This window comes from Aeromonas crassostreae (assembly GCF_054052445.1).
On sequence record NZ_JBSTYM010000003.1, the window covers coordinates 119,446 to 142,906 of the forward strand.

Below are 23,461 nucleotides of genomic sequence, written 5' to 3' on the forward strand. Positions count from 1 at the left end.
GGCAAGGAGAACAAGATGAAAGCACATGGCTTGGCCCTCGCTCTGGTACTGCTGCTGGCGGGGTGCGCCACCAATACCTCCGGCGTGGCGCTCTATGGCGCGGCCGGGGCGGCCGCGGTGGCGGAGCAGCACCAGAACGTCAACGTCACCCTGACCGAACTCAGCCGCCGTCAGCAAAACGGCCTGCTGCAGGTCAACGTGGCCGCGGCCAGCACCCAGCGCGGCGACAACAAGCTGCAATACCTGTTCTATTGGTATGATGACGCCGGGCAGGAGGTGGCCAGCGATGGCCGCGGCTGGACCCCCATCACGCTGCACGGCTACCAGACCCGCACCCTGTCCGCCCTGGCGCCGAGTCCGGCCGCCCTGGGCTACCGGATTTACGTACGCGAAGTGATTGAGGAATCGAATTGATGAGAATGAACCATGCCCTGCTGATCCTGACCTCAGCCCTGCTGCTGGGGGGCTGCTCCAGCACCACGGTGAGCTATGGCGATGCCACCGCCACCGAGACGGTCACCGTCGATTATGGCTCGAGCGATCTGCAGGCCATCGCCGACAAGATGGCGGACTCCATGCTCGCCTCGCCGGCGACCAGCGAAATCACCGCGGGGGGCCGTCCCGTGATGTTCATGGACAGCATCCGCAACAAGACCTCGGAGCACATCGACACCGAGGCCATCACCGACACCCTGCGCACCAGGCTGCTGCGCTCGGGCAAGTTCCGCTTCGTCGACATGAGCAAGGTGGCGGCGGTCAGGCAGCAGCTCGAGTACCAGCAGAGCAGCGGCATGGTGGACCCTGCCGCCATGGTGCGCCTGGGCAAGCAGACCGGCGCCCGCTACATGGTCTATGGCAACCTCAGCAGCATCGTCAAGGACAACGGCAAGGTGAAGGACGTCTACTACCAGATGACCATGAACCTGATGGACTTGCAGAGCGGCGAGCTGGAGTGGGCGGATCAGAAGGAGATCCGCAAGCAGGCCAAGACCTCGACCTTTGGCTGGTAACCAGGCCCTGCTGGCGAGCCTGCCTGCCCCCTGGCGGACGGGATGGCTCGAGCCCCTGGGGCTCGGGCTGACCAACCGCAACTATCGACTGCGCCTCCCCTCGGGGCGCAGTTACTTTTTAAGGCAAGGCCACCCGGATCCGGCGCGCCTCGGCATCGATAGGGCTACCGAGTGGCAGCTCTATCGCGGGGCCATGGCGGCCGGACTGGCGCTGCCTTGCCATCACGGGGATCCCGAGCGCGGCATCCTGCTGCTGGACTGGTGCGAGGCGCCGAGCTGGGCGCAGTCGCCTCCTCCCCGCCAGCTGGCGCTGCCCGCCCTGGCGCGGCTGCTGGTGCGGCTGCATCGCCTGCCGGTGCCGACCGTCAGGATGGCGGTGCGGGCCCATGCCCGGGGCTATCGCAGCCGGCTGCGAGCCCCTCCACCCTGGCTGGCCGCCCTGGAGGCACCCCTGCTCGCCAGCCAGGAGCCGGACGGCTGCTGGCTCCCTTGCCATCACGATCTCAATCCGGCTAACTTGTTGGGGGAGCGGCCCTGGGTCATCGACTGGGAATATGGCGCCGCCGGTCACCCGGGGTTCGAGCTGGCCAGCATAGTGCGCACCCATGGCTGGGACCTGGATGAGATGGCGGCGCTTGAAGCCTGCTATCTTGAAGAACATGCACGGCTCGCCCCCACCACCCCTATCCCGGTGTTTCAGGGGGAGGCCTTCCTGCCCTGGGTCGACTACATCGCCCTGCTGTGGGCCCTGCTCATGGCCGAACAGGCGCCGGATCCGGCCTATGACACCCTGATAGCCCATCATCGCCAACGACTGGAGTAACCATCTTGATGACACACCTTTGGCGCAAGAAAACACGAGTCTGGCTGGCGGGTCTGGCCTGTCTGCTGCTGGTCGGCTGTGCGACCCGGGTGATCTACTACTGGCTCGACTCGGCCATCATCTGGCAGCTGGACGACTACTTCTCCCTGGACCGCGACCAGAAGACCCTGCTCGATACCGAGGTGAAGGGGCTGATGGCCTGGCATCGCCAGCACGAACTGCCTCTCTACGCCCGGGATCTCGATGCCCTGGCCAAGGCGGTGGCCAGCCCCATGAGCCCGGCCCAGGTCACCCTCCATCTGGACAGGACACAGGCGAGCCTGACTCGCACCCTGGAGAACGCCATCCCCCGCACGGTGCGCCTGGCCCGCACCCTGACCGATGCCCAGGTGGCGCACTTCATGGCCGATCGGGTGAAGCGCCAGCAGGAGCGCCAGCATGACTTCACCACGGAGTCGAAGACAGGGATGCAGCAAGAGTTCCAGGACAAGCTGAGGGAGCGGCTGGCGTTCTGGATAGGCAAGGTGAAACCGGCCCAGGAGCCGCTCATCGCCCAGTGGGCCGAGTGGCAATACGAGATGATGCCCCCCTGGCTCGAGTTTCAGGGGGCCTGGACCCGGGAGCTGGACAGGTTGATGAAGCAGCGCCAGAGTCCGGACTTTGGCAAGGAGCTGACCCGCTTGCTGCAACAGGGGGACGGCCTGATGGATGGCCGCTTCACCGGCTACACGGATCAGTCCCGCCAGCGCACCATCCAGTGGCTCAGCGATTTGAGCCAGTCGCTGGATCTCTCCCAGCGCGCCCACCTCTATACCCTGCTCAAGGAGTATGCCGAGGACTTCGAGACCATGACCCGCAGCCGATGACAGTGCGCGCGGGGGCAGGGCCGGCCTTGCCCCCGCCACCTTGCCTGTGATAGCTTGCCAGCTGTGGGCGCCCGCCCACGGCTTTTATCGGGGTAATATGTCGACCAATCGTCCAGACACAGTGAAATGGATGCTGATGAGCGTGCTCATGGCCTTCATGCTGCTGTTCTCCACTCTTGGAGTGGAGCGATCTGCGGTGGTCGTTCCCCAGCATCAGCACAGCCAGGAGAGCGTCTTTCATGGCGCCAGCGTCCCCGAAGGGGGGGCGGTCAAGTTCATCGGTACCCATCAGAATCATCTGCTGCGGCTGGAACATGCCCAGCTGAGGGAGGGTGAACGTCCGCCGCTCGATTACCAGCTGATCGCCGACTGGTCCGCCGCCTTCTGCCAGCTGCTGCTCGGCGGTCTGCTGCTCTGCCGCGCCCTGCTCTACCAGAGACACAGTTTCCGGGACCAGTTCAGGGCCATCCATCGCCACTGGCTCTGCCGCCGCCACCTGCAATACCGCTTCTCCCAGAGCGCCGTTTCGCGCTGATCCCGAGCCGCCGTCGGGCCAATGCCTGCCGGCCGCTCCCCGGGCCATCCTTGCCCGATGTCGACTGATTGTCCGCGATGACGCCCGCCGTGCGGGTGCTCGCCCTGTATCCTTCGATCCGGATCTTCCCTATGAACAGCGTGAGAAAGAAATCGCGCCTCGTGCACAATCGCACGAGCGCCTGGCAGTACGCCCTGTTGCTGCTGATGTTATTGACCTTCGGCTTCTACTCCCTGCCCACCTTCTTCGGTGAGCAGCCCTCCCTGGGCCTGCACGGCCAGACCAGTCTGAGCGACGGCGATGCCCAGTTGCTGGCCCGGCAGGGCATAGCGGTGCAGCAGAGCATCGCCTCGGCGGACAAGCTGGAGCTGGTGTTCGCCAATCAGGCGGATCAGCAGCGCGCCAAGCAGCTGCTCGAGGGGCAGGGCCATGACAGCGCCGCCCTGACCCTGGAGTTTCATGCCAACGCCCCTGGCTGGATAAGCCGGCTCGGGGCCAGCCCCATCAAGCTGGGGCTGGACCTGCGTGGCGGCTCCCAGCTGTTGATCGGCGTGGATCTGGACTTCGTGCTGGAGAGCCAGACCCGCAACCTGGTGGACAACCTGCGCAGCGGCCTGCGCGAGGCCCACCTGCGGGGCGGCGCCGTGAGCCGGGTGGCGACGGGGGAGGTGCGCATCCAGCTTCCCGAGGACGCACAGCAGGCCCCCTGGCTCACCCTCATCAAGGAGAGCGGCGGCGTGCGCCAGGGGCAGTGGCAGCTGGCGCGCAGCGGCAACCAGGTGACCCTGACCCTGAGCGAGGCCGAGCGCAGCCTGCTCATCAACAACGCCGTGACCCAGAACCTGTCGATCCTGAAAAAACGGATCAATGAGCTCGGCATCGTCGAGGCCTCGGTCCAGCGCCAGGGCCAGGACGGCATCCGCATCGAGCTGCCGGGGGTACATAACCCCAGGCAGGCCAAGGAGGTGATCGGGGCCACGGCGTCCCTGGCCTTCTATCAGGCCAGGCCCGAGAGCCACTTCGTCATGACCGACAGAGAGGGGCGCAGCGTGGGACTGGATCGCAAACCCGTGCTGACCGGCGAGCACATCGTCGATGCCAGGGCCAGCATGGGGGAGATGGGCCAACCCCAGGTCGCCATCGTGCTCGATGCCCTGGGGGGGAGCAAGATGAGCCAGTTCAGCCGCCAGCACGTGGGCAGCGCCATGGCCACCCTGTTCACCGAATACAAGACGGACGGCAAGGACAAGCTTCGGGCCCATAGCGAGGTGATCAACGTCGCCACCATACAGACGGCGCTGGGCAACCAGTTTCGCATCACCGGCATTGGCAGCATGCCAGAGGCCCAGGAGCTCGCCATGTTGCTGCGGGCCGGCGCCCTGACCGCGCCGCTCAAGATCCTGGAGGAGCGCAGCATAGGCCCCACCCTGGGGATGCAGAACATAGAGGCGGGCTTCACCGCCCTGGCGTTTGGCATGGCGGGCATGATGCTGTTCATGATGGCCTGGTATCGCAAGTTTGGCTGGGTGGCCATCTCGGCCCTGCTCGCCAACCTGCTGATGCAGGTGGGCATGCTGGCGGTGCTGCCCGGCGCCGTGCTGACCCTGCCCGGCATCGCCGGTCTGGTGCTCACCGTGGGCATGGCGGTGGATACCCATGTGCTCATCTTCGAGCGGGTGAAAGACAGGCTGCGGGAGGGGGGGAGCCTGGCCGGGGCCATCGACTTCGGTTATCGCTCGGCATTTAGCACCATCTTCGATGCCAACCTCACCACACTGATCAGCGCCGTGGTGCTCTACTCCATCGGCTCCGGGCCGCTGCAAGGCTTCTCCATCACCCTGATCCTGGGGCTGGTCTCCAGCATGATCACCGGTATCTGGGGCACCCGTGCCATCATCAACCCCATCTGGGGCAAGAGCAGCCAGCGGCTGCAGAGGGTTTAATCATGTTCCATCGTCTGTTTGCCATGAACCTGACCCGCTGGCGCTACCTTGGCCTGGGTTTCTCCGTGCTCATCACCCTGGCCAGCGTGGCGCTGCTGCTGGGCAACGGCCTGCAACTGGGCCTCGACTTTACCGGCGGCATCTTGCTGGAATTCAAGATCCAGACCCTCAAGGAGGCCCACGAACTCAACGCCCTGCTCGATGGATCCCTGCAAGCCCTGGTCAGCCTGCAACCGGCCGGGGTGCCCGGGGAGTGGCTGATCAAGCTGCCGCCCCATGGCCTGCCCATGCCAGCCCAGGCCCTGGCGGAGCAGCTGGCCGGCCAGCTCTGCCTGCCGGTGGAGCTGCTGCGCACTACCATAGTCGGTCCCCAGGTGGGCGCCGAGCTGTTCCAGCAGGGGATGATGGCGGTGCTGGTGGCCTCCCTGGCCATCTCGGTCTACCTGGCTTTTCGCTTCGAATGGCGCCAGGCTGTGGGCATACTGCTCTCCGTGCTCCATGACGGCGTGGTGGCGCTGGGGCTGCTGGCCCTGTTTCACATCGAGTTTGATCTCAACGTGATCGCGGGGCTGATGGCGGTGATAGGCTACTCCCTCAACGACAGCATCGTCATCTCGGATAGGCTCAGGGACATATTGAGCTCCCGTACCCGCCTCGACATGCACGGCTGCAGCGATCTCGCCATCAAGGCCACCTTCAGCCGCACCATGATCACCTCGGGCACCACCCTGTTTACCGTGGGCGCCCTGCTGCTGTTTGGCGGCGACGCCCTCCATGGCTTCGCCTTCACCCTGTTTGCCGGCATCCTGACCGGGACCCTCTCCTCCATCACGGTGGCCTCCACGGTGCAGGAGCTGCTGGGGCTCTCCCCCCAGGCTTACCAGAAGAAGGAGGACGATCTGGCGCAGGCGGCCTGAGTCGCGTCGCCGCTTGATGAAAAACGGGCCCGTCGGGCCCGTTTTTGCTGATGGCCCCGCCGGGGCGCCTTAGAAACCGGAGCCGGGCTGCTGCAGGAACGCCGTCTCCTCCGAGGTGCTTGGGCGGCCCAGGATGGCGTTGCGGTGGGGGAAGCGGCCGAAGCGCTCGACGATCACCTGATGGCGGCGGGCAAAGTCGGCGAAGCCCTCGAAGGTGGCCCGGGCAGGCCCCCCGACCTGCTCGGCCGCCAGGGCCTCGAACAGGGCGACGCTTCTGCTCTGCTGCTCCCGGGATTCCGCATGTTCCAGGGGCAGATAGAAGAAGACCCGCGCCAGGGGGGAGAGGGACTTGTCCGCCCCGAGGGAGAGGCCCGCCAGGCAGAGGTCGCGGGCCTTGGCGTCCTGGGCAAAGGCGCCTGGGGTGCCTCGGTGGATGTTGCGCGGCAACTGATCCAGCAGCAGGATCAACGCCAGCCGGCCGGCGGACACCTCGGCCCACTGAGCCAGGTCGCCCCTGGCCGCCGCCTCGGCCAGTTCGCCGAAGCGGCGGGCCAGCAGGGCATCGGTCTCGCTGTTTTTGCCCCACCAGAGGGGGGCTTGCCGCTGGGCGCGGGGGGCGTCGTCGGCGTCATCGCCAAACCAGAAATCGAGCAGAGGCTGCCAGGCTTGCATGGGAACTCCTTGGGCTGGGGTGGCCTGAGGCGGTGTCATCCGACTCAGAGGGGCTGCCGAAACGGCGGCTTCTGGTTACACTGTGCCATCTTTTGCCCCAAAGGGTGATCCCCGGATGGGCCCGTGGTCGCCTGATCCCCTCATCACCCTGATCTGGGCAGCCCGGATGTGTCCCACTGAATAGAAGGAATGCCAGATATGGCCGGAGCCAGTTTGTTAACCCTGCTCGATGATATTGCCAGCGTGCTCGATGATGTCGCCCTGATGACCAAGGTGGCGGCCAAGAAGACCGCCGGGGTGCTGGGGGACGATCTTGCCCTCAACGCCGAGCAGGTCTCCGGGGTGCGGGCCGAGCGGGAGCTGCCCGTGGTATGGGCGGTGGCCAAGGGGTCGTTTCGCAACAAGCTGATCCTGGTGCCCGCCGCCATCGCCATCAGCGCCCTCATCCCCTGGCTCATCACCCCGCTGCTGATGCTGGGGGGCGCCTACCTCTGCTTCGAAGGCGCCGAGAAGCTGGCCCACAAGTTCCTGCCCCACGGGACAGAGGAGGAACAGGGGCAGGTCGATGCCATCCCGGACGATCTGATGGCGTTCGAGCAGCAGAAGGTGAAGGGAGCCATTCGCACCGACTTCATCCTCTCGGCGGAGATCATCGTCATCGCCCTCGGCACGGTGCAGGGGGCCAGCCTGGCGCTGCAGCTGTCGGTGGTGGCGGGCATCGCCGTCCTGATGACGGTGGGGGTCTACGGCCTGGTGGGCCTCATCGTCAAGCTGGACGACATCGGCCTGCACCTGCTCAAAAAGCCCGATGGCGGCCCCCTGCGCCGCGCCCTGGGGCAGGGGCTGCTGGTGACGGCGCCGCGCCTGATGCACCTGCTGGCTCTGGTCGGCACCATCGCCATGTTCATGGTGGGAGGGGGCATCCTGGTCCATGGCTGGCCCTTCGCCCATCACCTGATCGAGGGGGCCGCCGGCACGATCGCCACCCTGCCGACCCTGGGAGGCCTGCTGGCCGCGGTGACGCCGACCCTGCTCAGTGCCCTGGTCGGGGTGGCGGCGGGCATGGTGCTGGTGCTGGCCATGACCCTAGTGAGCCGGCTCAAGCCCGCCAGGTAACGGGCGCGTCGGATCTGCCTTCGGCCGACAGGGGCCGTCGCATCCGGCAAGGGTTGTCCAGGGGGTTGGCTCGGATGGGGGCTGGGCAAGGCTCGGCCCCCTTCGTACTATCCGAACTGGCACTCGCCCACAGAGGCGGGGCCAGATGACATGGATGCAAACCAACAAGGACAGTTATGAACCCACCCGTCTGGCAGGATGATCACATCTATGCCGCCCCCGACTGCCCGGCGATCGCCGCCGATTTCCACCAGGCCAGCCAGGCCCTGGCCACCCTGGGTCAACTGGTTGAGCAGATCCCCCATACCGCAGAGATCAATGCCCTGCGCCACCTGCTTCGGGCCATCCGGCGTTTGACCACGCGGCTGCATCGCCTGGCCTGGAACGGCCAGACCTATGGCTACAACCGGCTCAGCCGGGACGGTCGCGACGACAAGGCCAGGGCGCTCTATGGCCGCAGCCAGCAGCTGCAGGCGACCCTGGCCCAGCTCGCCAAGCCGGTGGCCCTGTTCTGGCTGAACGCCCCCGAGGAGCGGGTGCGGGCCCTGCTGCAGGACCCCGAGCTGTTCGAGCTGGCCTACCTCATTCACCACGACAGGGCGCAGCAGGATCAGTGGCTCTCCCTCGAGAGCGAGCAGCTCATTGAGGGGCTGGCGGTGGATGGGCTGCAGGGGTGGGGCACGCTCTACGACACCCTGGTTGCCCGGCTCACCCCAGTGGTGGAGGGGGAGCCCATGGGGCTGGCCCAGGCGGACAACCTGCTCGCCCACCCGCAGAGGACGCGCCGGGCCGGTGCCTGGCACGCCATCCAGGCGGCCTGGGGGGCGGAGCAGGAGACGGTGGCCGCCATCCTCAACGCCATCAACGGCTGGCGCAACGAGCTCACCCGTCAGCGGGGGCGCAGGCAGGATGCCCTCGACGTCAGCTGCCATCAGGAGCGCATCACCCGCGCCACCCTGGAGACCCTGATGGCGGCGGCCGAGGAGCACAGGGAGCTGGGGCGCCGCGCCCTGCGGGCCATGGCCTGTGCCCAGCAGATAGCGGACTTTGCCCCCTGGGATCGCTATGCCCCGGCCCCCCAGATCGCGCACGGCGGGTTCGGCTTCGAGCAGGCGCTGGATCTGGTGGCGCAGGCCTTTGCCGCCTTCGATCCCGAGATGGGGGCCTTCGCCCGCATGATGGCCGACCAGGGGTGGATAGATGCGGCCCCGAGCAAGCACAGGCGCAGCGGCGCCTACAGCACCGAGTATGCCGACCCGCCCGAGCCTCGGGTCTTCCTCACCTTCGAGGGGACCCTGGACAACGTCATCACCCTGGCCCACGAGCTGGGCCATGCCTGGCACAGCTGGCTGCTGCGTGACCTCCCCCTGGAGCAGCGGGAGTATCCCAAGACGCTGGCGGAGACCGCCTCCCTCTTTGCCGAGACCCTGGTGCGCGACGCCCTGCTGGCCGCCTGCGACAGGGTGGAGCAGCGCCGGGCCATCGCCTGGCTGGACGGGGAGCGGGCCGCGAGCCTGCTGCTCGACGTGCCTGCCCGCTTCACCTTCGAGCGCGCCCTGGTGGCGGCGCGGGAGGCGGGCTATGTGGGGGCGAGTCAGCTGCGGGCCATGATGAAATCGGCGCAGCAGCAGTGGTATGGTGACACCCTCAGCCAATATGACGAGCTGCTCTGGGCCAGCAAGAGCCACTTCTCCATCGCCGAGTTCGGCTTTTACAACTACCCCTATCTGTTTGGTTATCTCTTCAGCCTGGGGCTCTATGCCCAGCATGAGCGCAGCGGGGGCGAGTTTGTCTTCACCTATCGCGAACTGCTCCGTGACACCGGTCGCATGAGCGCCGAGGCGCTGGTGGAGAAGCACCTGGGGGTGGATATCCGCGAACCCGGGTTCTGGCAGGAGAGCCTGCGTCATGTGGAAGCGGCGGTGAGCCGCCTGGAGCGGCTGGTATAGTCGCGAACCCCTTTCTCAGGGCAGGAAAGCCTGCGCTATGTGGAAGCGGCGGTGGAGCGGCTGGTGTGATGCCTGCCCGCGAAGGTGGTGGCTCTGGCCACCTGGATGTAACGACGGGCCAGACCCGTCCCTGACGATGAGCGTTCGATGCAACAACGAGTCTATCCACAGCAGTGGCAAAATGATCACATCTACCCCTCCCTCGACAGCTGTGTCCTCGAGGCGGACATGAGCCTGGCCCGTGCCAGCCTGGCCGAGCTGAGCGGTTTTATCGAGGGACTGGCCCAGGTTCCGCGCACCCCAGGCGCCCTGCAGGACTTCCTCAGGGAGGTGCGGCTGCGGGCCAGGCGCATTCGCGACATCGGCTGGAACATCGCCGTGCTGGCCGCCTGCAAGGGGAGCCAGGACGTCCGGGATCCCCTGGCCAAGCAGGTTGCCTCCCGGGCCCGTGCCCTCAATGCGGATCTGTTCAAGACGCTTGCCCCCATCGAAGATCTGATGCTGGGGCTGGCGGAGCCCGAGTTTGAACAGCTGATGGCCGACCCCCTGCTCGGGGAGGAGGGGTACCGGCTGCGCCACGAGCGCCGCCTGCAGGATCAGCGGCTGCCGGTGGCGGCGGAGCAGCTGGTCATCGGCCTTGGCTCCGACGGCCTGCACGCCTGGGGCAATCTCTACAACGATCTGGTGGGCAAGATAAGGCTGACCATCGACGGCCGCGAGATGGGGCTGGCCGAGGCGAGCAACCTGCTCTCCTGCCCGGATCGGGCGCTGCGCAAAGCGGCCTTCGACGCCATCAGCGCCGGCTGGGAGGGGGAGCAGGAGACGGTGGCCGCCATCCTCAACGCCCTCAACGGCTGGCGCCTGGAGCTTTCGCGCCAGCGCGGCAAGCACCGGCGCCTCGATGCCCTGGATCTCTCCTGTCACCAGAGCCATATCGAGCGGGCGACCCTGGAGGCCCTCATGGCCGAGACGTATCGGGCCCGGGGGCTGGGCCAGCGGGCCCTGGGGCTGATGGCCGGTCACCTTGGCCTCGAGGTGCTGGGGCCGGAGGATCTCTTTGCGCCGCCCCCTGCCGCCAGCCGCCGGGCGATCCCCTTCGAGGAGGCGGTCGACCTCATCGCCCTGGCCTTCGCGCGCTTTGACCCCGAGATGGGGGACTTTGCCCGCATGATGGCCGAGCGCGGCTGGATTGATGCCGCTCCCACCCCCAACCGGCGCACCGGGGCCTACTGCACCAAGTTTGCCGAGCCGGTGGAGCCGCGGGTCTTCATCACCTATGCCGGCACCCTGGACAACGTCATCACCCTGGCCCACGAGCTCGGTCACGCCTGGCACAACTGGCTCATCCGCGACTTGCCCATGAGCCAGCGCAGCTACCCCATGACCCTGGCGGAGACCGCCTCCATCTTCGCCGAGACCCTGGTGCGCAGCGCCCTCTACGAGCAGGCGCAGAATCCCGAGGAGCGCCTGGCCATGGCCTGGGCGGAAGCCGACGGCGCCGCCACCTTCCTGGTCAACATCCCGGCTCGCTTCGACTTCGAGCGGGCCCTGGTAGCCGAGCGGGAGCTGGGATATGTCTCATCGGCCCGGCTCAAGGGGCTCACCGACGAGGCCTGGGGGCGCTGGTACGAGGGGAGCCTTGGCCGCTATCACCCCATGTTCTGGGCCGCCAAGGGGCATTTTTCCATCGCGGGCCTGGGCTTTTACAACTACCCCTATCTGTTTGGTTACCTGTTCAGCCTCGGGGTCTATCGGCAGCTGATGAGCCGCAAGGGGGCAGGGGAGGCGAACGTGGCCGAGGCCTATCGCGCCCTGCTGCGAGACACCGGCCGCATGAGCGCCGAGGCGCTGGTGGCGAAACACCTGGGGCAGGATATCCGCGAGCCGGCCTTCTGGCGCCAGAGCCTGGAGGGGGTCGAGGGGGTGGTGACGCGACTGGCCGCGCTGGTCGGGGAGCCTGATCTGGGTCTCAATTGAGCTGAGTGGCCAGCTCCTGCTGGCAGGCCACGCAGTTGCGCCCGCGCCGCTTGGCAAGATAGAGGGCGAGATCGGCCTGCTTGAGCAGGTCGGCCAGGGAGGATCCCCGATCGCTGGCCACCCCTATGCTCACAGTGATGCGCAGCGCCCCCAGTTCGCAGATCAGGGGGGAGGCGGCTATCTGGCTGCGCAGGTACTCGGCGCGGGCGTGGGCATTGGCCAGATCCTCCCCGGGCAGCAGGATGGCAAACTCCTCGCCGCCGACCCGGGCCAGGATGGCCGGGGTGCCCATATGGTGTTGCAGCAGGCGGGCGAGGTGACAGAGCAGCCGATCGCCCGTGTCATGGCCGTGATGGTCGTTGACCTGCTTGAAGTGATCCACGTCGATCAGCAGCAGGGCGCGCTGGGGATCGGTCTGGGCCTGCCAGCGGGTCTCGAAGCCGCGGCGATTGAGCAGCTGGGTCAGGCTGTCTCGCAAGGAGAGTTCGTTGAGCTTGCGGGTGTTGCGCAGCACCACCATGAAGAACTGGCCCAGTTGCAGGCCGGTGGCGAGCAGCCAGATCACCAGCAGCGCCACCAGGCTGTGATGGGACCGAAAGTGGATCTCCTGGCTCGGCAGCGGCAGGCTCTGGGCCATGAGGAGCCGCTCCCCCCAGGCCAGGATGGCCAGCAGCCCCAGCAGACTGAGCAGGCCGCTGAGGGGGGCGCCCAGCTGCTGGCTGAGGGGACGGGCCGAGTAGCAGATCATCAGAAAACCGCTGACGCCGGAGAAGAGGGCCAGCAGCAACAGGCGCAGCTGGCTCTGGGGCAGGCTCGGTCCCACCCAGACCAGCAGCAGGGCACCGAGCAGGGTGATGGTCAGCCAGCGGAGCAGGGGGAAGCGGCCCCGGTCGAAGCGGTAGGCGCGTCCCCACAAGAGGGTGAAGCCGCAGAGCACCAGGATATCCGCCCCCGTGTAGCTGAGCCAGGGATCCAGGGCGCCGCGCCGGGCAAACAGGACGAGGGCCGCGGCCCAGCACAGGGAGTAGGCGGCGCCGAGCAGGCAGGTGAGACGCTCGCTGCGCACCAGCCAGGCCGTCAGGGCCCAGAGCACAGCATACAGACCCATCTGGGCGGCCAGTAACAGATAACTCAGGGCGATTCCGTTCACGCCGTCCTCATCCGTTGTTTTTTGTGCTTGAAGCGTAGCAACTTATCGGGATCGACAGCGGACGCAACCGACGACCACAGTCGTGATCCAAAGCAAGAAAGCCGCATGTTTTGGTGGCGCCGGGCCCGTCTGCTGCGGTAGTTTCGAAAGAACCGACACAGATTCTGAGGTCTTACCATGATCATCTATCTGCATGGCTTCGATGCCACTAGCCCTGGCAATCATGAGAAGGTGCTGCAGTTGCAGTATATCGATGATGATGTGCGCTTCGTACACTACAGCACCATACATCCCCGCCACGACATGAGTCACCTGCTCAAGGAGGTGAAGAAGCAGCTCGACATGAGCACGGACCCCAAGCCCCTCATCTGCGGTGTGGGCCTGGGCGGCTACTGGAGCGAGCGGATCGGCTTTCTGTGTGGCATCAAGCAGGTGATCTTCAACCCCAACCTGCACCCCGAGATCAACATGGAGGGGCGCATCGACCGGCCCGAGGAGTACCAGGACATAGGCACCAAATGCGTGTCAGAATTTCGTAATAAAAACTCAGGAAATTGCCTGTGCATCCTTTCCGTGCGGGATGAAGTGGGTAATAATGCGGACACTGAGCGTGAATTGAAGAATTATTACGACATCGTGTGGGATGAGCGGGAGAGCCACAAATTCAAGAACATCTCCCATCACCTGCAGCGGATGAAGGCCTTCAAGGAGGCCTGATGCAGTCACGTCATGGATTCAACTATCAAGGGAGCCTCCGGCTCCCTTAGCTTTAAATGGAACCTGAGGTAATTCACCATGACCAATATCGTTGTCGTCGGCGGCGGGGCTGGCGGGCTGGAGCTGGCCACCAGCCTGGGCCGCAAGCTGGGCAAGAAGAACAAGGCACAGATCACCCTGGTGGACCGCAATCGCACCCACCTGTGGAAACCCCTGCTGCACGAAGTGGCCACCGGCTCCATGGACGCGGGCATCGACGCCCTGAGCTACCAGTCCCATGCCAAGAACCACGGCTTTGACTTCCAGCTCGGCAGCCTGACCGCCATCAAGCGTGACGAGAAACGCATCGTGCTGGCCCCGATCCACGACGAGGATGGGGAGCTGGTGGTCCATGAGCGCGAGCTGCCCTATGACATCCTGGTGATGGCCATCGGCTCCGTCTCCAACGACTTCAACACCCCGGGCATCAAGGATCACTGCATCTTCCTGGACAGCCCCTCCCAGGCGCACCGCTTCCACGACCACATGATGAACCGCTTCTTGCAGTTCGCCACCGAGTACCAACCCGGTGACAAGGTCAAGATCGCCATCGTCGGCGGCGGCGCCACCGGGGTGGAGCTCTCCGCCGAGCTCTACAACGCGGTGGAGCAGCTCTACGCCTACGGCTTCAAGAACCTCACCACCGACAGCCTCAAGGTGACCCTGGTGGAAGCGGGCCCCCGCATCCTGCCGGCCCTGCCCGAGCGCATCAGCGGCGCCGCCCACCAGGAGCTGGTCAAGCTGGGAGTGGACGTGCGCACCGCCACCATGATCACCGAAGCCACCAGCGAGGGGCTGCGCACCAAGGATGGGGAGCTCATCGAAGCAGACCTCATGGTGTGGGCCGCCGGCATCAAGGCGCCGGACTTCATGAAGGAGATCGCGGGCCTCGAGACCAACCGCATCAACCAGCTGGTGGTGCACCAGACCCTGCAGACCACCCGTGACGAGCACATCTTCGTCATTGGCGACTGCGCGGCCTGCCCGCAGCCGGATGGCAAGTTCGTGCCGCCGCGGGCCCAGTCCGCCCACCAGATGGCGACTCAGGCCTACAAGAACATCCTGGCCAAGCTGGCGGGTGGCGAGATGAAGCCCTACCTCTACCACGACCACGGCTCCCTGGTCTCCTTGAGTCGCTTCTCCACCGTGGGCAGCCTGATGGGCAACCTGATGCGCGGCTCCATGATGGTGGAGGGTTACATCGCCCGTCTGGTCTACATCTCCCTGTACCGGATGCACCAGGTGGCCCTGCACGGCTATGTGAAGACCGGCCTCATCATGCTGGTGGGCCGCATCAACCGGGTGCTGAGACCGACTCTGAAGCTGCACTGAGTCCCGTCCGGACGCGATGACGACAGGGAGAGGCCGAGGCCTCTCCCTTTTTTGTTTCTGTCCCGGCAGGCTTTGGGGTAGTCTGGAACCCGTTTTCACCCAAGGAGCGCAAGATGATCCTCTCAACCACCCCCACCCTGGAAGGCAAGGTTATTCGCGAGTATCGCGGCATCGTGGTCGGCGAGGCCATCCTCGGTGCCAACGTGTTCAAGGATCTGTTCGCCGGCATCCGCGACATCATAGGCGGGCGTTCCGGCGCCTATGAAAAGGAGCTGGCCCGGGCCCGGGAGATCGCCTTCGATGAGCTCAAGGAGCGTGCCCAGACCCTTGGCGCCAACGCCGTGGTGGGCATCGACCTCGACTACGAGGTGGTCGGCCAGAACGGCAGCATGTTGATGGTGAGCATCAGCGGTACCGCCGTGGTGGTCTGATGTCTTAGTTCGCCCCAGAATGTGGCCAGAACGCAAACGGCCGCCCCTCGTCCGGGCGGCCGTTTTTCATCATCCCACGCCGGCTCAGGGCAGGGTCTCGGGGCGAAAGCTTTCGCGGATCTGCGGCACCAGGGGCGAGACGTCGAATCCCTTCTCCTGGCCGAGCACGGGGTGGAGCAGGGGGCCATCCTTCAGGGGGGTGAGATCCCCGGCCAGCAGGGCGCGGGTCGCCTGGCCCATCTGGTAGAGCTGGCGCACGGCACCAAACTGGCGCGCGAGATCCAGGCTGCCGTCATTGCGGGTGAAGGCCATCATGGGGATCTGATAGCTGGCATCCCGGGGCGGCTTGTCCCCATGGATCCCCTTGCCCGCCGACATCAGGTAGGGCTGGTGATCGCCAAAGGCCACCACCAGATAGCGTTTGCCGCTGGCATCCAGGGCCTTGAGCAGCCGCTCCAGGGAGGCCATGGCATCCACCACCCCGGTGTAATAGGTGTTGAGCAGCTGGCGCTCGGCCGGCGCGAGATCCGGGCAGGCCTTGTCGAGCTGCTGGGCCTGATAACGCACGCCATCGAAGGGGCCATGACCCTGCATGGTGACCCCGTAGGCGAACAGCGGCTGGTCATCCTGGTTGCTGCGCCTGAGCAGGTGATCGATCAGGGCATGGTCCGACACATAGAGTCCCTTGTACTCCAGGCTGGTGAAGTGGTCACTGAACCAGCGCTCCTCATACCCCAGCGCCGCAATGGCCTTCTCCCGCCCCCAGAACTTCTCGGTATAGGGGTGGGCGAACAGGGTGCGATAGCCGCTGGCCCTGGCGGTCTGGGCCAGCCCGGGCACCTGGTCGCGCAGATAGTAGTAGGGCACTATGCCCTGCTTGAGCAGCCCCACCGGCAGGCCGGTGTTCATCTCGAACTCCGGCAGCACCGTCATGCCCCCCGTGGTGGGGGAGTGGATGGTCTTGTGCCACTGTGCCACGGTGGCGGGCAGGTTCAGGGTGGGGGCGGGGGCGCAGATCCTGGCTTGCCAGTCGAGCCAGAGGGACTCGTACTGCAGCACTATTACCCTGTCCCAGCGAGGTTGAGCCGGGGGCGGGGTCTGCGGCCGGACCTGGCTCAGGCTGGGTGCCTTGCTCTGCAAGGGGTGGCGAAAGATGTTGCCGCTTTGCAGCATCTCGTCCACCAGGTTGAACAGGTAGAGGCCGGGACCGGCGCGGATGATGTCCCTGTGGTAGTTGACCGCCCTGTCCATGTAGCGGATGTTGACCCCCAGCAGCAGGTTGCCTGCCTGGGTGGCGAATACGCACAGGGCGAAGAAGGCGACGGTGGCGGCCAGGGTGCGCAGCACCCAGCGCGACAGGGCGAAGTACCAGCACAGGAAGAGGAGGGCGAGGCCGAAGATCCAGGGCAGCAGGGGATGCTGCTCGGTCAGGATGCGGGCCAGGGCCAGCAGGTTGCCCAGATCGTCCCCCCCGAGCGGCACCCCGTAGATGGCGATCTTCATGAAGTTGGCGAGCAGCCCCAGGGCGCAGAGCAGGGTAAACACCAGCCCCATGTAGAGGTTGAAACCGGCCAGGGCGCACAGTCCCCAGCCGAGCACCATGCTGCCCCAGGCCAGGTAGTAGTGCTCGGGGCGAAAGCCGGTCCAGAGCAGGAACTCGCCGACCCGAAACACCACGAAACCGTGCAGCAGCACGAAGGTGAGGTTGCCTATCAGCAGGCAGCCCATCAGCCGCCAGGCGAGCCCCCGGCGCAGGAGCGGCAGGCAGATGCGCAGGGCGGCGGCGCAGATCAGCAGCACCAGCCCCAGGCTCGCCAGCAGATAGCTGAGGTTGAACCCCTGCTCCGGCAGGGGCTGCAGTATGCGGCGCAGCCCGCCGCTGTCATCCCTGTCTGCCAGCTGCAAACCGATGCGCAGCTGATAGTGGTTGGAGAGGGCGTCGTCCGGTGCCCTGAGGGTGCTGTTGAGGTCGAGGCTGCACCCCGTGGGATCGCAGCGTTGGCGCTTGTCGGCCCGCTGGCTCTGGGTGGCGATGGCCGTCCCCTGCTCCCCCAGCAACTCCACCCGCACCCTGTCCGCAGCTTGCAGCGGCTGCCTCAGCTGCCACTGGCTGTGCACCACCAGATAGAGGCCGCGGTTGTCACTCTTGTAGAGCAGGGAGTGACGCACCAGGGTGGCGACCGGGTTGTCGGCGGGCCCCAGCACCATGGGCCTGGCCGGACTCAGCAGGTTGGCCGGGCCCATGGTCGGTAGCAGCAGGGTGAACAGCAGCAGGGCAGACAGCAGCGCCAGCATCAGGGCTGGCAGCGGGGGAACCCGTGGCCTTTGGCCTGGGCGGGAGAGGGGCATAAGGGCTCGTCCTTTGAGCATCATCTTGCTTGCTTCAATGTTGACCGATGGTGCTGGGCTTGCCCTTGCTTGTCAATTTAATGACAGAAAAATGAATGGATGCGGACACTTGTGTGACGGGGATCCGGTCCCGACCGCTGTTTCTGTGATGAAAGCGGCATCATGAGAGGATGGCACTGGCAAGGGAGCGGGAGCGCTGTTTACTCTCTCAATAACGAATGAGGGAGACTGTAATGAATCCTAAAGTTGCCGGACGCCAGGCGAGACTACTACAGATGTTGCAGCGCAACGACGAGATACTGGTTGGCCGCGAGCGCGACTGTCCCCTCTCCCTCGCCCAGTTGCAGAGCCTGGGGGAGAGCCACCCTGCGGTGATCGCGCTCCATGATGGCGGCCTCAGCGCCCAGGTGTTTCACCTCAAGGTCGAGGGCCATCACTGGTGCCTCAAGCGCAGGCGCGCCGTCTCCCGGGTCGCCAATCCCGATGGCCAGACCGCCTTTCTCACCGAGCTCGAACGCCGGCGGGAGATAGAGGCCCTGCGCGAGCAGCATCCCACCCTGCTGCCCAACGTGGTCTGCACCAGCTTCGGCTCGGCCCGGGCCGGGATCCTGCTCTCCCCCTGGCTGCGGGGCGAGCCGGTGCGCACGCTCTGCGAGCGCAACCTGGCCCAGATGCTGGCGGCCGAGGCCGAGCTGGCGCGCTGGGGCTGGTTTGACTGGGATCCGAGCCCGGGCAACCTGCTCGACGACGGCCAGCAGATCAGCCTGTTCGATTTCGGTTACACCTGGCCCTTCGATCCCCGCTTCGAGTTCAACTCCAACGGCCTGTGCGACCCTGAGTTTCATGTGGTGGAGCGCCTCGAGACCCGCACCCTGTCCGGGCTCTGGCTCGACGAGGTCAATCCGCTGGCGCAGTTTGCCTGCTGGCGACGCCTCACCCTGGCCTGGGCCGAGCAGGAGCTGGCGCGGCTGAGCCGGGAGGGGGCCTGCGCCCCCGTGCTGGCCAGGCTGGAAGGGCTTGCCGGCGAGTGGCGCACCGCCCTGAGCGGCGAGGAGGCGCTGGCGGCGAACTGGCTCAAGGACATGTATCGCAGCCATCGCCTGGACGTGCAAGACGATCTCGGCGGCCAGAGCTGCACCCCACTCACCCTCAAGCGGCTCGACTGGCTGGAGCATGCCCTGCGCCACTGTTATGAGGAGCTGGCCGAGGGCGCGCCGCTGGGGGGGCTGAGTCAGCCCCAACTGATCGAGGAGCTGGCCCGCTGGCGCGAGCAGGCCAGGGAGTGGCAGCTGAGCCCGACCCCGGCCTGATCCCGGGAGCAAAAAACGACAGAGGGCGCCAGGGGCGCCCTCTTTGTTGCCGTGGCCGCCGAGCGCTCAGTCGAGCAGCTCCTGGTGCAGGCGATTGACTATCTGGTTAGCCTCACCCTCGTTGACCAGGAAGCAGAGGTTATGGGCGCTGGCGCCGTAACAGATCATGCGAATGTTGTGCTCGCGCATGGCGTCGAACACCCGGCTGCCCACCCCGGCGGCCTCGCTCATCCGGTTGCCGATGAGGGCCACCAGCGCCAGATCCGTCTCCACCTTCACCTTGCACAGCTGGCCCAGTTCCGCCAGCACCTTGTCGCCGAGGGCGGGTTCGCCGTTGCTCTGGCTGCCGGTGTGATCCAGGGTCAGCGACACGCTCACCTCCGAGGTGGTGATGAGGTCCACCGAGATGCGGTGGCGGGCCAGGATGCCGAACACCTCGGCCAAAAAGCCGTAGGCGTGGAACATGTTGAGGCTGTGCAGGGTCACCAGCACCTGCTGGCGGCGCAGGGCCACGGCGCGAAACAGCGGGCTGCTCTGGGTGGTGGCGCGGATCCAGGTGCCCCCCGCCGCCGGATCCTTGCTGGAGCCGACAAACACGGGGATGTCTTGGCGCACCGCGGGTTGCAGGGTGGCCGGGTGCAGCACCTTGGCGCCGAACGTGGCCATCTCTGCCGCCTCCACGAAGCTGATCTCCGGGATGGGGCGGGCGCGGGTGACCAGGCGTGGATCCGTGGTGTAGATGCCGGGAACGTCGGTCCAGATCTCGATGGCGGTGGCGTCGAGGGCCTCGGCAAAGAGGGCGGCGCTGTAGTCGGAGCCGCCGCGGCCCAGGGTGGTGGTGCGGCCATCGCCATCGGCGCCGATGAAGCCCTGGGTGATGACGAGGGTGTCACCGAGCAGGGGGCCCAGGGCCTGCTGGCAGAGGGCGCGGCTGGCGGCGAGATCCACGCTGGCCTTGCCAAAGCGGCTGTCGGTGCGCAGCAGCTGGCGCGCATCCTGCCACTGGGCCTTGACGCCCCGCTGGCACAGAAGCTCGGTAAAGAGCCGGGTGGACATCAGCTCGCCGCAGGCGATCAGGCGATCCGCCAGCTCCGCATCGGTCTGCTGGGTGGCCTGGAGCGCCATCTTGCGCACCTCCTCCAGCAGGCCATGGATGATGGCGGCGGTGTCGGCCGGCTGGCCGAGGTCTTGCAATATGCCCTGCTGGATCTCGGCCAATTTGCCGAGCTGCGCCTCGCGCTCCCCTTCATCGAGTTCGCCCTGGGCCAGGGCCACCAGCAGATTGGTGACCCCGGAGCTCGCGCTCAGCACCACCAGCCGGGTTGCCGGGTTGGCCAGCACTATGTTGGCGCAGTTGTTCATGGCGGCGGCATTGGCGACGCTGGTTCCGCCAAACTTGGCGACGTTGAAAGGGCTCATTGCATACTCCTGTCTATATCAAATATCCGGATCCATGGGGCAAAGAGACAGGGGAGGGCAGAAAATGGCAGGAATGGCGAAAGATCCCGGCCAGAAGCGCTCCACCTGCAGAGCCCATCCAGTACCCGGCCAGGATCTGGACCGGGTAGTGGATAGACACGACCGATGACAACCCGGGGGATTCAGCCCCCGCGGCCGACGATGAGGATACCAGGCTCCTCCTGCGTCTCGGCGCTGCTCCCCCTCAATCGGCATCATGGGACTCTGGTGTCCTGCTCCGACCTACCTGGGCAACGCTCCTCTTCTGGCTCCACCCACTGGGGTGGAGTGCAATTAGAAATAACCCGCGTTGGATTGCACTGTCAATCGAGTTTCGAAAAAAGTTCAATTTCCCGCCGAAGACAACACAAAATCAACAGCTTAAATAATGGGCTTTGACAAAACCTTGGAGCGACGCTGCCAGTTGTAGAGCCGCTGGCGCGCCACCGGCAGGGCCTCGACCTCCAGGGGCTCGAAGCCCCGCTCCCTGAACCAGTGGATGGAGCGGGTGGTGAGTACGAACAGCTGACGGATGCCGAGGCGCTTGGCCCGCTCCGCCACCTTGGCCACCAGCTGATCGCCCCGGTTGGAGTTGCGGTACTCGGGGTGAATGGCGACGCAGGCCATCTCGGCCATCGCCTCCTCCATGAAGCAGTAGAGGGCCGCGCAGCCGATGATGAGGCCGTCGCGCTCTATGATGGTGAACTTGTCGATCTCCATCTCCAGCTGCTCCCGGGAGCGGCGCACCAGGATCCCTTCCTCCTCCAGGGGGCGGATGAGATCCAGGATACCGCCTATGTCTTCTATGGTGGCGGCGCGGGCCCGTTCGGCGCTCTCCCGCACTATCTGGGTACCCAGCCCCTCGCGGCTGAACAGCTCCTGCAGCATGGCGCCATCATCCTGGTAGCTCACCAGGTGAGAGCGGGGCACGCCGCCGCGGCAGGAGGCGATGGCCGCTCTCAGGTAACGGGCGGTGCCGGACATCTCTTCCCCCGCCTGCTCCAGCTCCACCAGCAGCTCCTCCGCCTGCTCGGGGAAGAGCTCGGAGATGGCGTGGCCCTGTCTGTCCAGTACCCCTTGGCTGGAACTGAAGCAGATCAGCTTGTCGGCCTTGAGATCCACGGCGATGCGTCTGGCCACCTCTTCCGAGGTGAGATTGAAGCTCTCCCCGGTGACGGAGCAGCCGATGGGGGAGATGAGCACCAGGTTCTGCTGATCGAGCTGACGCACTATCCCCTCCACGTCGATGCGACGGACCCGGCCGCTGTGGCAGTAGTCGACCCCATCGTCTATCCCCAGGGGCTGGGCGGTGACAAAGTTGCCGCTCACCACGCTGATGCGGGCCCCCTGCATGGGGGTGTTGGCCAGCCCCATGGAGAGCTTGGCGGTGATGTCGAATTGCAGGCCACCGCTCACCTGCTTGATGAGGGCGAAGCTGGGGTCGTCGGTGACCCGGACTCGTTTGTGGTAATGGGCCTCGATGCCGGCGCGGGCCAGGGCCTCATCGTTCTGGGGACGGGCGCCAAATACCAGTACCAGGCGGATCCCGAGCGTCTGAAGCAGGGCGATGTCACTGACGATATTGGCAAAGTTGGGATGGGCGATGGACTCCCCTCCCATCATCAGCACGAAGGTGGCACCCCTGTGCACGTTGACATAGGGGGTGGACTGCCGAAAGGCATGGACCAGGCTGGGTTCACGTTCACGCACTCGAGATTCATCCATAAAAAAACAGCAATGGGCCCAATATATGAAAATAAATTCACAAATCAAGACTAAATATTGATTTGGTGCGATTTGTTGCCATCACGGCCTCGCCCTGGGAGTCTGATGGCCCGAGATGACGAGGCCATGACTCGCCACCGGGAGAGAGCAGGGCGGTTGATCCGGCGGGACAAACTCCTTATCTTCACCCTTCTTGCCGATGTCACGGGCTGGACCCGCTAGTTAAGGATGAGTCAATGGAAGCGATATTGAGTGCCGAACAGGCCCTTCCCGGGCGCGATGAGCCCATGGTGATTGGCCAGCTGCATGCTGTCAACGGTCACCCGACCCAGGGGCCCTGGCCCGAGGGGCTGGCGCTGGCCTGGTTTGGCATGGGGTGTTTCTGGGGCGTGGAGCGCCTGTTCTGGCAGCAGGCCGGCATCTATTCGAGTGCGGCCGGTTATCAGGGGGGCCATACCCCGAACCCCACCTACAAAGAGGTGTGCAGCGGCCAGACCGGCCATGCAGAGACGGTGCAGCTGGTGTTCGACCCCAAGGTCATCTCCTACGCCGAACTGCTGCGCCTGTTCTGGGAGCACCATGATCCGGCCCAGGGCATGCGCCAAGGCGGGGATCTGGGCACCCAGTACCGCTCCGTCATCTTCTGTGGCGACGAGGAGCAGCAGGCCCTGGCCCAGGCGAGCCTGGTTGCCTATCAGAGCGCCATGGCCGCCAGCGGCGACCCGCGCACCATCACCACGGAGATCAGGCCGCTGGCCCCCTTCTACTACGCCGAGGATTACCATCAGCAGTATCTGCATAAAAATCCGGAAGGGTATTGCGGTCTCGGTGGCATAGGCGTCTGCCTGCCCCCCAGCCTGGCGCGCTAGTTGGCGCCGCTTGGTACTGGCAGCAAAATAAGTTGAAATAAATGGGCAACAAAGCGGAACTTGGCCGGGAAGGCGTGGACTAACTAGTTAGCAGCCAAGGATGGCCGCGATGCCAGACACATGATGAGCCTCCCAACCATGATAGCAAGCGGGGGGCCCCCCCCCGCGGGGGGCCGGGGGATTTAAGACGCGCGGGCGGCGGGCGCGGCCGGGGGGGGGGGGCCCTTCTCATTTCCGCTCGCAGGCGGGCGGCGTCGCCCGGGTTGCGCCCAT

The 23,461-nt window shown here is 65.7% G+C and carries 20 protein-coding genes and 1 riboswitch; of the genes, 15 read left to right on the forward strand and 5 right to left on the reverse strand.

Annotated elements, in window-relative coordinates; translation table 11 throughout:
• Positions 1 to 15: 15 nt before the first annotated feature.
• From ACW5W4_RS03550 to secF, 7 genes are all read left to right on the forward strand, one after another.
• Positions 16 to 414, forward strand: a complete 399-nt coding sequence (locus ACW5W4_RS03550) for a YcfL family protein (protein ID WP_456688434.1) — start codon at positions 16 to 18, stop codon at positions 412 to 414.
• Positions 414 to 1,010, forward strand: a complete 597-nt coding sequence (lpoB, locus tag ACW5W4_RS03555; RefSeq protein WP_456688435.1) for a penicillin-binding protein activator LpoB — start codon at positions 414 to 416, stop codon at positions 1,008 to 1,010. The genes ACW5W4_RS03550 and lpoB overlap by 1 nt, the downstream gene beginning before the upstream one ends.
• Positions 1,000 to 1,833, forward strand: a complete 834-nt coding sequence (locus tag ACW5W4_RS03560) for a phosphotransferase (RefSeq protein ID WP_408796784.1) — start codon at positions 1,000 to 1,002, stop codon at positions 1,831 to 1,833. The genes lpoB and ACW5W4_RS03560 overlap by 11 nt, the downstream gene beginning before the upstream one ends.
• An 8-nt stretch (positions 1,834 to 1,841) precedes the next feature.
• Positions 1,842 to 2,699, forward strand: coding sequence for a DUF6279 family lipoprotein (locus ACW5W4_RS03565; protein ID WP_456688520.1), 858 nt, complete (start codon positions 1,842 to 1,844; stop codon positions 2,697 to 2,699).
• Positions 2,700 to 2,835: 136 nt separating this feature from the next.
• Positions 2,836 to 3,234 carry a hypothetical protein gene (locus ACW5W4_RS03570; protein WP_427263145.1) on the forward strand — a complete coding sequence of 133 codons (399 nt, stop codon included), beginning with the start codon at positions 2,836 to 2,838 and terminating at the stop codon, positions 3,232 to 3,234.
• A gap of 131 nt (positions 3,235 to 3,365) precedes the next feature.
• Positions 3,366 to 5,177, forward strand: a complete 1,812-nt coding sequence (gene secD, locus ACW5W4_RS03575; protein WP_456688436.1) for a protein translocase subunit SecD — start codon at positions 3,366 to 3,368, stop codon at positions 5,175 to 5,177.
• A 2-nt stretch (positions 5,178 to 5,179) separates the two neighbouring features.
• A complete protein-coding gene (gene secF, locus ACW5W4_RS03580) occupies positions 5,180 to 6,094 on the forward strand; it encodes a protein translocase subunit SecF (RefSeq protein ID WP_456688437.1) in 915 nt (304 codons plus the stop codon).
• A 69-nt stretch (positions 6,095 to 6,163) separates the two neighbouring features.
• Here secF and ACW5W4_RS03585 read toward each other — a convergent pair whose 3' ends face one another.
• Positions 6,164 to 6,766 carry a DUF924 family protein gene (locus ACW5W4_RS03585; RefSeq protein ID WP_456688438.1) on the reverse strand — a complete coding sequence of 201 codons (603 nt, stop codon included), beginning with the start codon at positions 6,764 to 6,766 and terminating at the stop codon, positions 6,164 to 6,166.
• 198 nt (positions 6,767 to 6,964) lie between these two features.
• Between ACW5W4_RS03585 and ACW5W4_RS03590 the strand changes: the two genes are divergently transcribed.
• From ACW5W4_RS03590 to ACW5W4_RS03600, 3 genes are all read left to right on the forward strand, one after another.
• A complete protein-coding gene (locus tag ACW5W4_RS03590; RefSeq protein WP_456688439.1) occupies positions 6,965 to 7,882 on the forward strand; it encodes a DUF808 domain-containing protein in 918 nt (305 codons plus the stop codon).
• A 176-nt stretch (positions 7,883 to 8,058) separates the two neighbouring features.
• Positions 8,059 to 9,831, forward strand: a complete 1,773-nt coding sequence (locus ACW5W4_RS03595) for a M3 family oligoendopeptidase (protein WP_456688440.1) — start codon at positions 8,059 to 8,061, stop codon at positions 9,829 to 9,831.
• 147 nt (positions 9,832 to 9,978) lie between these two features.
• Entirely contained in the window at positions 9,979 to 11,808 is a 1,830-nt protein-coding gene (locus ACW5W4_RS03600; RefSeq protein ID WP_456688441.1) for a M3 family oligoendopeptidase, read from the forward strand.
• On the opposite strand, the gene ACW5W4_RS03605 is transcribed toward ACW5W4_RS03600, so the two are convergent.
• Positions 11,801 to 12,958 (reverse strand): diguanylate cyclase, encoded by a 1,158-nt coding sequence (locus ACW5W4_RS03605; RefSeq protein ID WP_456688442.1) that lies wholly within the window; start codon positions 12,956 to 12,958, stop codon positions 11,801 to 11,803. The genes ACW5W4_RS03600 and ACW5W4_RS03605 overlap by 8 nt on opposite strands.
• A 177-nt stretch (positions 12,959 to 13,135) precedes the next feature.
• Here ACW5W4_RS03605 and ycfP point away from each other — a divergent pair, with 177 nt between their 5' ends.
• From ycfP to ACW5W4_RS03620, 3 genes are all read left to right on the forward strand, one after another.
• Positions 13,136 to 13,675 carry an alpha/beta hydrolase YcfP gene (gene ycfP, locus ACW5W4_RS03610; RefSeq protein ID WP_041998845.1) on the forward strand — a complete coding sequence of 180 codons (540 nt, stop codon included), beginning with the start codon at positions 13,136 to 13,138 and terminating at the stop codon, positions 13,673 to 13,675.
• A gap of 78 nt (positions 13,676 to 13,753) precedes the next feature.
• The gene (locus ACW5W4_RS03615) at positions 13,754 to 15,046 is read left to right on the forward strand and encodes an NAD(P)/FAD-dependent oxidoreductase (RefSeq protein ID WP_427263137.1); all 1,293 of its coding nucleotides are present in this window, start codon (positions 13,754 to 13,756) and stop codon (positions 15,044 to 15,046) included.
• 113 nt (positions 15,047 to 15,159) lie between these two features.
• On the forward strand, positions 15,160 to 15,477 hold the full coding sequence (locus ACW5W4_RS03620; protein WP_456688443.1) for a heavy metal-binding domain-containing protein: 318 nt from the start codon (positions 15,160 to 15,162) through the stop codon (positions 15,475 to 15,477).
• An 84-nt stretch (positions 15,478 to 15,561) separates the two neighbouring features.
• Here ACW5W4_RS03620 and ACW5W4_RS03625 read toward each other — a convergent pair whose 3' ends face one another.
• Positions 15,562 to 17,826, reverse strand: coding sequence for an LTA synthase family protein (locus ACW5W4_RS03625; protein ID WP_456688444.1), 2,265 nt, complete (start codon positions 17,824 to 17,826; stop codon positions 15,562 to 15,564).
• A 233-nt stretch (positions 17,827 to 18,059) separates the two neighbouring features.
• Here ACW5W4_RS03625 and ACW5W4_RS03630 point away from each other — a divergent pair, with 233 nt between their 5' ends.
• The gene (locus ACW5W4_RS03630; protein ID WP_456688445.1) at positions 18,060 to 19,136 is read left to right on the forward strand and encodes a hypothetical protein; all 1,077 of its coding nucleotides are present in this window, start codon (positions 18,060 to 18,062) and stop codon (positions 19,134 to 19,136) included.
• Positions 19,137 to 19,202: 66 nt separating this feature from the next.
• Here the strand turns inward: ACW5W4_RS03630 and lysC are convergent, their stop codons facing one another.
• Positions 19,203 to 20,555: a lysine-sensitive aspartokinase 3 gene (lysC, locus tag ACW5W4_RS03635; protein WP_456688446.1), complete on the reverse strand. Its 1,353-nt coding sequence runs from the start codon at positions 20,553 to 20,555 to the stop codon at positions 19,203 to 19,205.
• Between the two features lie 86 nt (positions 20,556 to 20,641).
• Positions 20,642 to 20,867, reverse strand: a riboswitch (Lysine riboswitch).
• Between the two features lie 108 nt (positions 20,868 to 20,975).
• On the reverse strand, positions 20,976 to 22,304 hold the full coding sequence (gene argA, locus ACW5W4_RS03640) for an amino-acid N-acetyltransferase (protein WP_456688447.1): 1,329 nt from the start codon (positions 22,302 to 22,304) through the stop codon (positions 20,976 to 20,978).
• A gap of 251 nt (positions 22,305 to 22,555) precedes the next feature.
• Here argA and msrA point away from each other — a divergent pair, with 251 nt between their 5' ends.
• Positions 22,556 to 23,188 carry a peptide-methionine (S)-S-oxide reductase MsrA gene (msrA, locus tag ACW5W4_RS03645; RefSeq protein WP_456688448.1) on the forward strand — a complete coding sequence of 211 codons (633 nt, stop codon included), beginning with the start codon at positions 22,556 to 22,558 and terminating at the stop codon, positions 23,186 to 23,188.
• The last annotated feature ends 273 nt before the right edge of the window (positions 23,189 to 23,461 follow it).

Excerpts from the sequence above, each read along its gene's own strand:
- ACW5W4_RS03565 (WP_456688520.1), top strand. The coding sequence starts at position 1,842 with ATGACACACCTTTGGCGCAAGAAAACACGAGTCTGGCTGGCGGGTCTG.
- ACW5W4_RS03590 (WP_456688439.1), top strand. The coding sequence starts at position 6,965 with ATGGCCGGAGCCAGTTTGTTAACCCTGCTCGATGATATTGCCAGCGTG.
- lysC (WP_456688446.1), bottom strand. The coding sequence starts at position 20,555 with ATGAGCCCTTTCAACGTCGCCAAGTTTGGCGGAACCAGCGTCGCCAAT.
- ACW5W4_RS03625 (WP_456688444.1), bottom strand. The coding sequence starts at position 17,826 with ATGCCCCTCTCCCGCCCAGGCCAAAGGCCACGGGTTCCCCCGCTGCCA.
- ACW5W4_RS03585 (WP_456688438.1), bottom strand. The coding sequence starts at position 6,766 with ATGCAAGCCTGGCAGCCTCTGCTCGATTTCTGGTTTGGCGATGACGCC.
- lpoB (WP_456688435.1), top strand. The coding sequence starts at position 414 with ATGAGAATGAACCATGCCCTGCTGATCCTGACCTCAGCCCTGCTGCTG.
- msrA (WP_456688448.1), top strand. The coding sequence starts at position 22,556 with ATGGAAGCGATATTGAGTGCCGAACAGGCCCTTCCCGGGCGCGATGAG.
- ACW5W4_RS03615 (WP_427263137.1), top strand. The coding sequence starts at position 13,754 with ATGACCAATATCGTTGTCGTCGGCGGCGGGGCTGGCGGGCTGGAGCTG.
- secF (WP_456688437.1), top strand. The coding sequence starts at position 5,180 with ATGTTCCATCGTCTGTTTGCCATGAACCTGACCCGCTGGCGCTACCTT.
- ycfP (WP_041998845.1), top strand. The coding sequence starts at position 13,136 with ATGATCATCTATCTGCATGGCTTCGATGCCACTAGCCCTGGCAATCAT.
- ACW5W4_RS03595 (WP_456688440.1), top strand. The coding sequence starts at position 8,059 with ATGAACCCACCCGTCTGGCAGGATGATCACATCTATGCCGCCCCCGAC.
- ACW5W4_RS03620 (WP_456688443.1), top strand. The coding sequence starts at position 15,160 with ATGATCCTCTCAACCACCCCCACCCTGGAAGGCAAGGTTATTCGCGAG.
- ACW5W4_RS03570 (WP_427263145.1), top strand. The coding sequence starts at position 2,836 with ATGAGCGTGCTCATGGCCTTCATGCTGCTGTTCTCCACTCTTGGAGTG.
- secD (WP_456688436.1), top strand. The coding sequence starts at position 3,366 with ATGAACAGCGTGAGAAAGAAATCGCGCCTCGTGCACAATCGCACGAGC.
- ACW5W4_RS03630 (WP_456688445.1), top strand. The coding sequence starts at position 18,060 with ATGAATCCTAAAGTTGCCGGACGCCAGGCGAGACTACTACAGATGTTG.
- ACW5W4_RS03600 (WP_456688441.1), top strand. The coding sequence starts at position 9,979 with ATGCAACAACGAGTCTATCCACAGCAGTGGCAAAATGATCACATCTAC.
- ACW5W4_RS03550 (WP_456688434.1), top strand. The coding sequence starts at position 16 with ATGAAAGCACATGGCTTGGCCCTCGCTCTGGTACTGCTGCTGGCGGGG.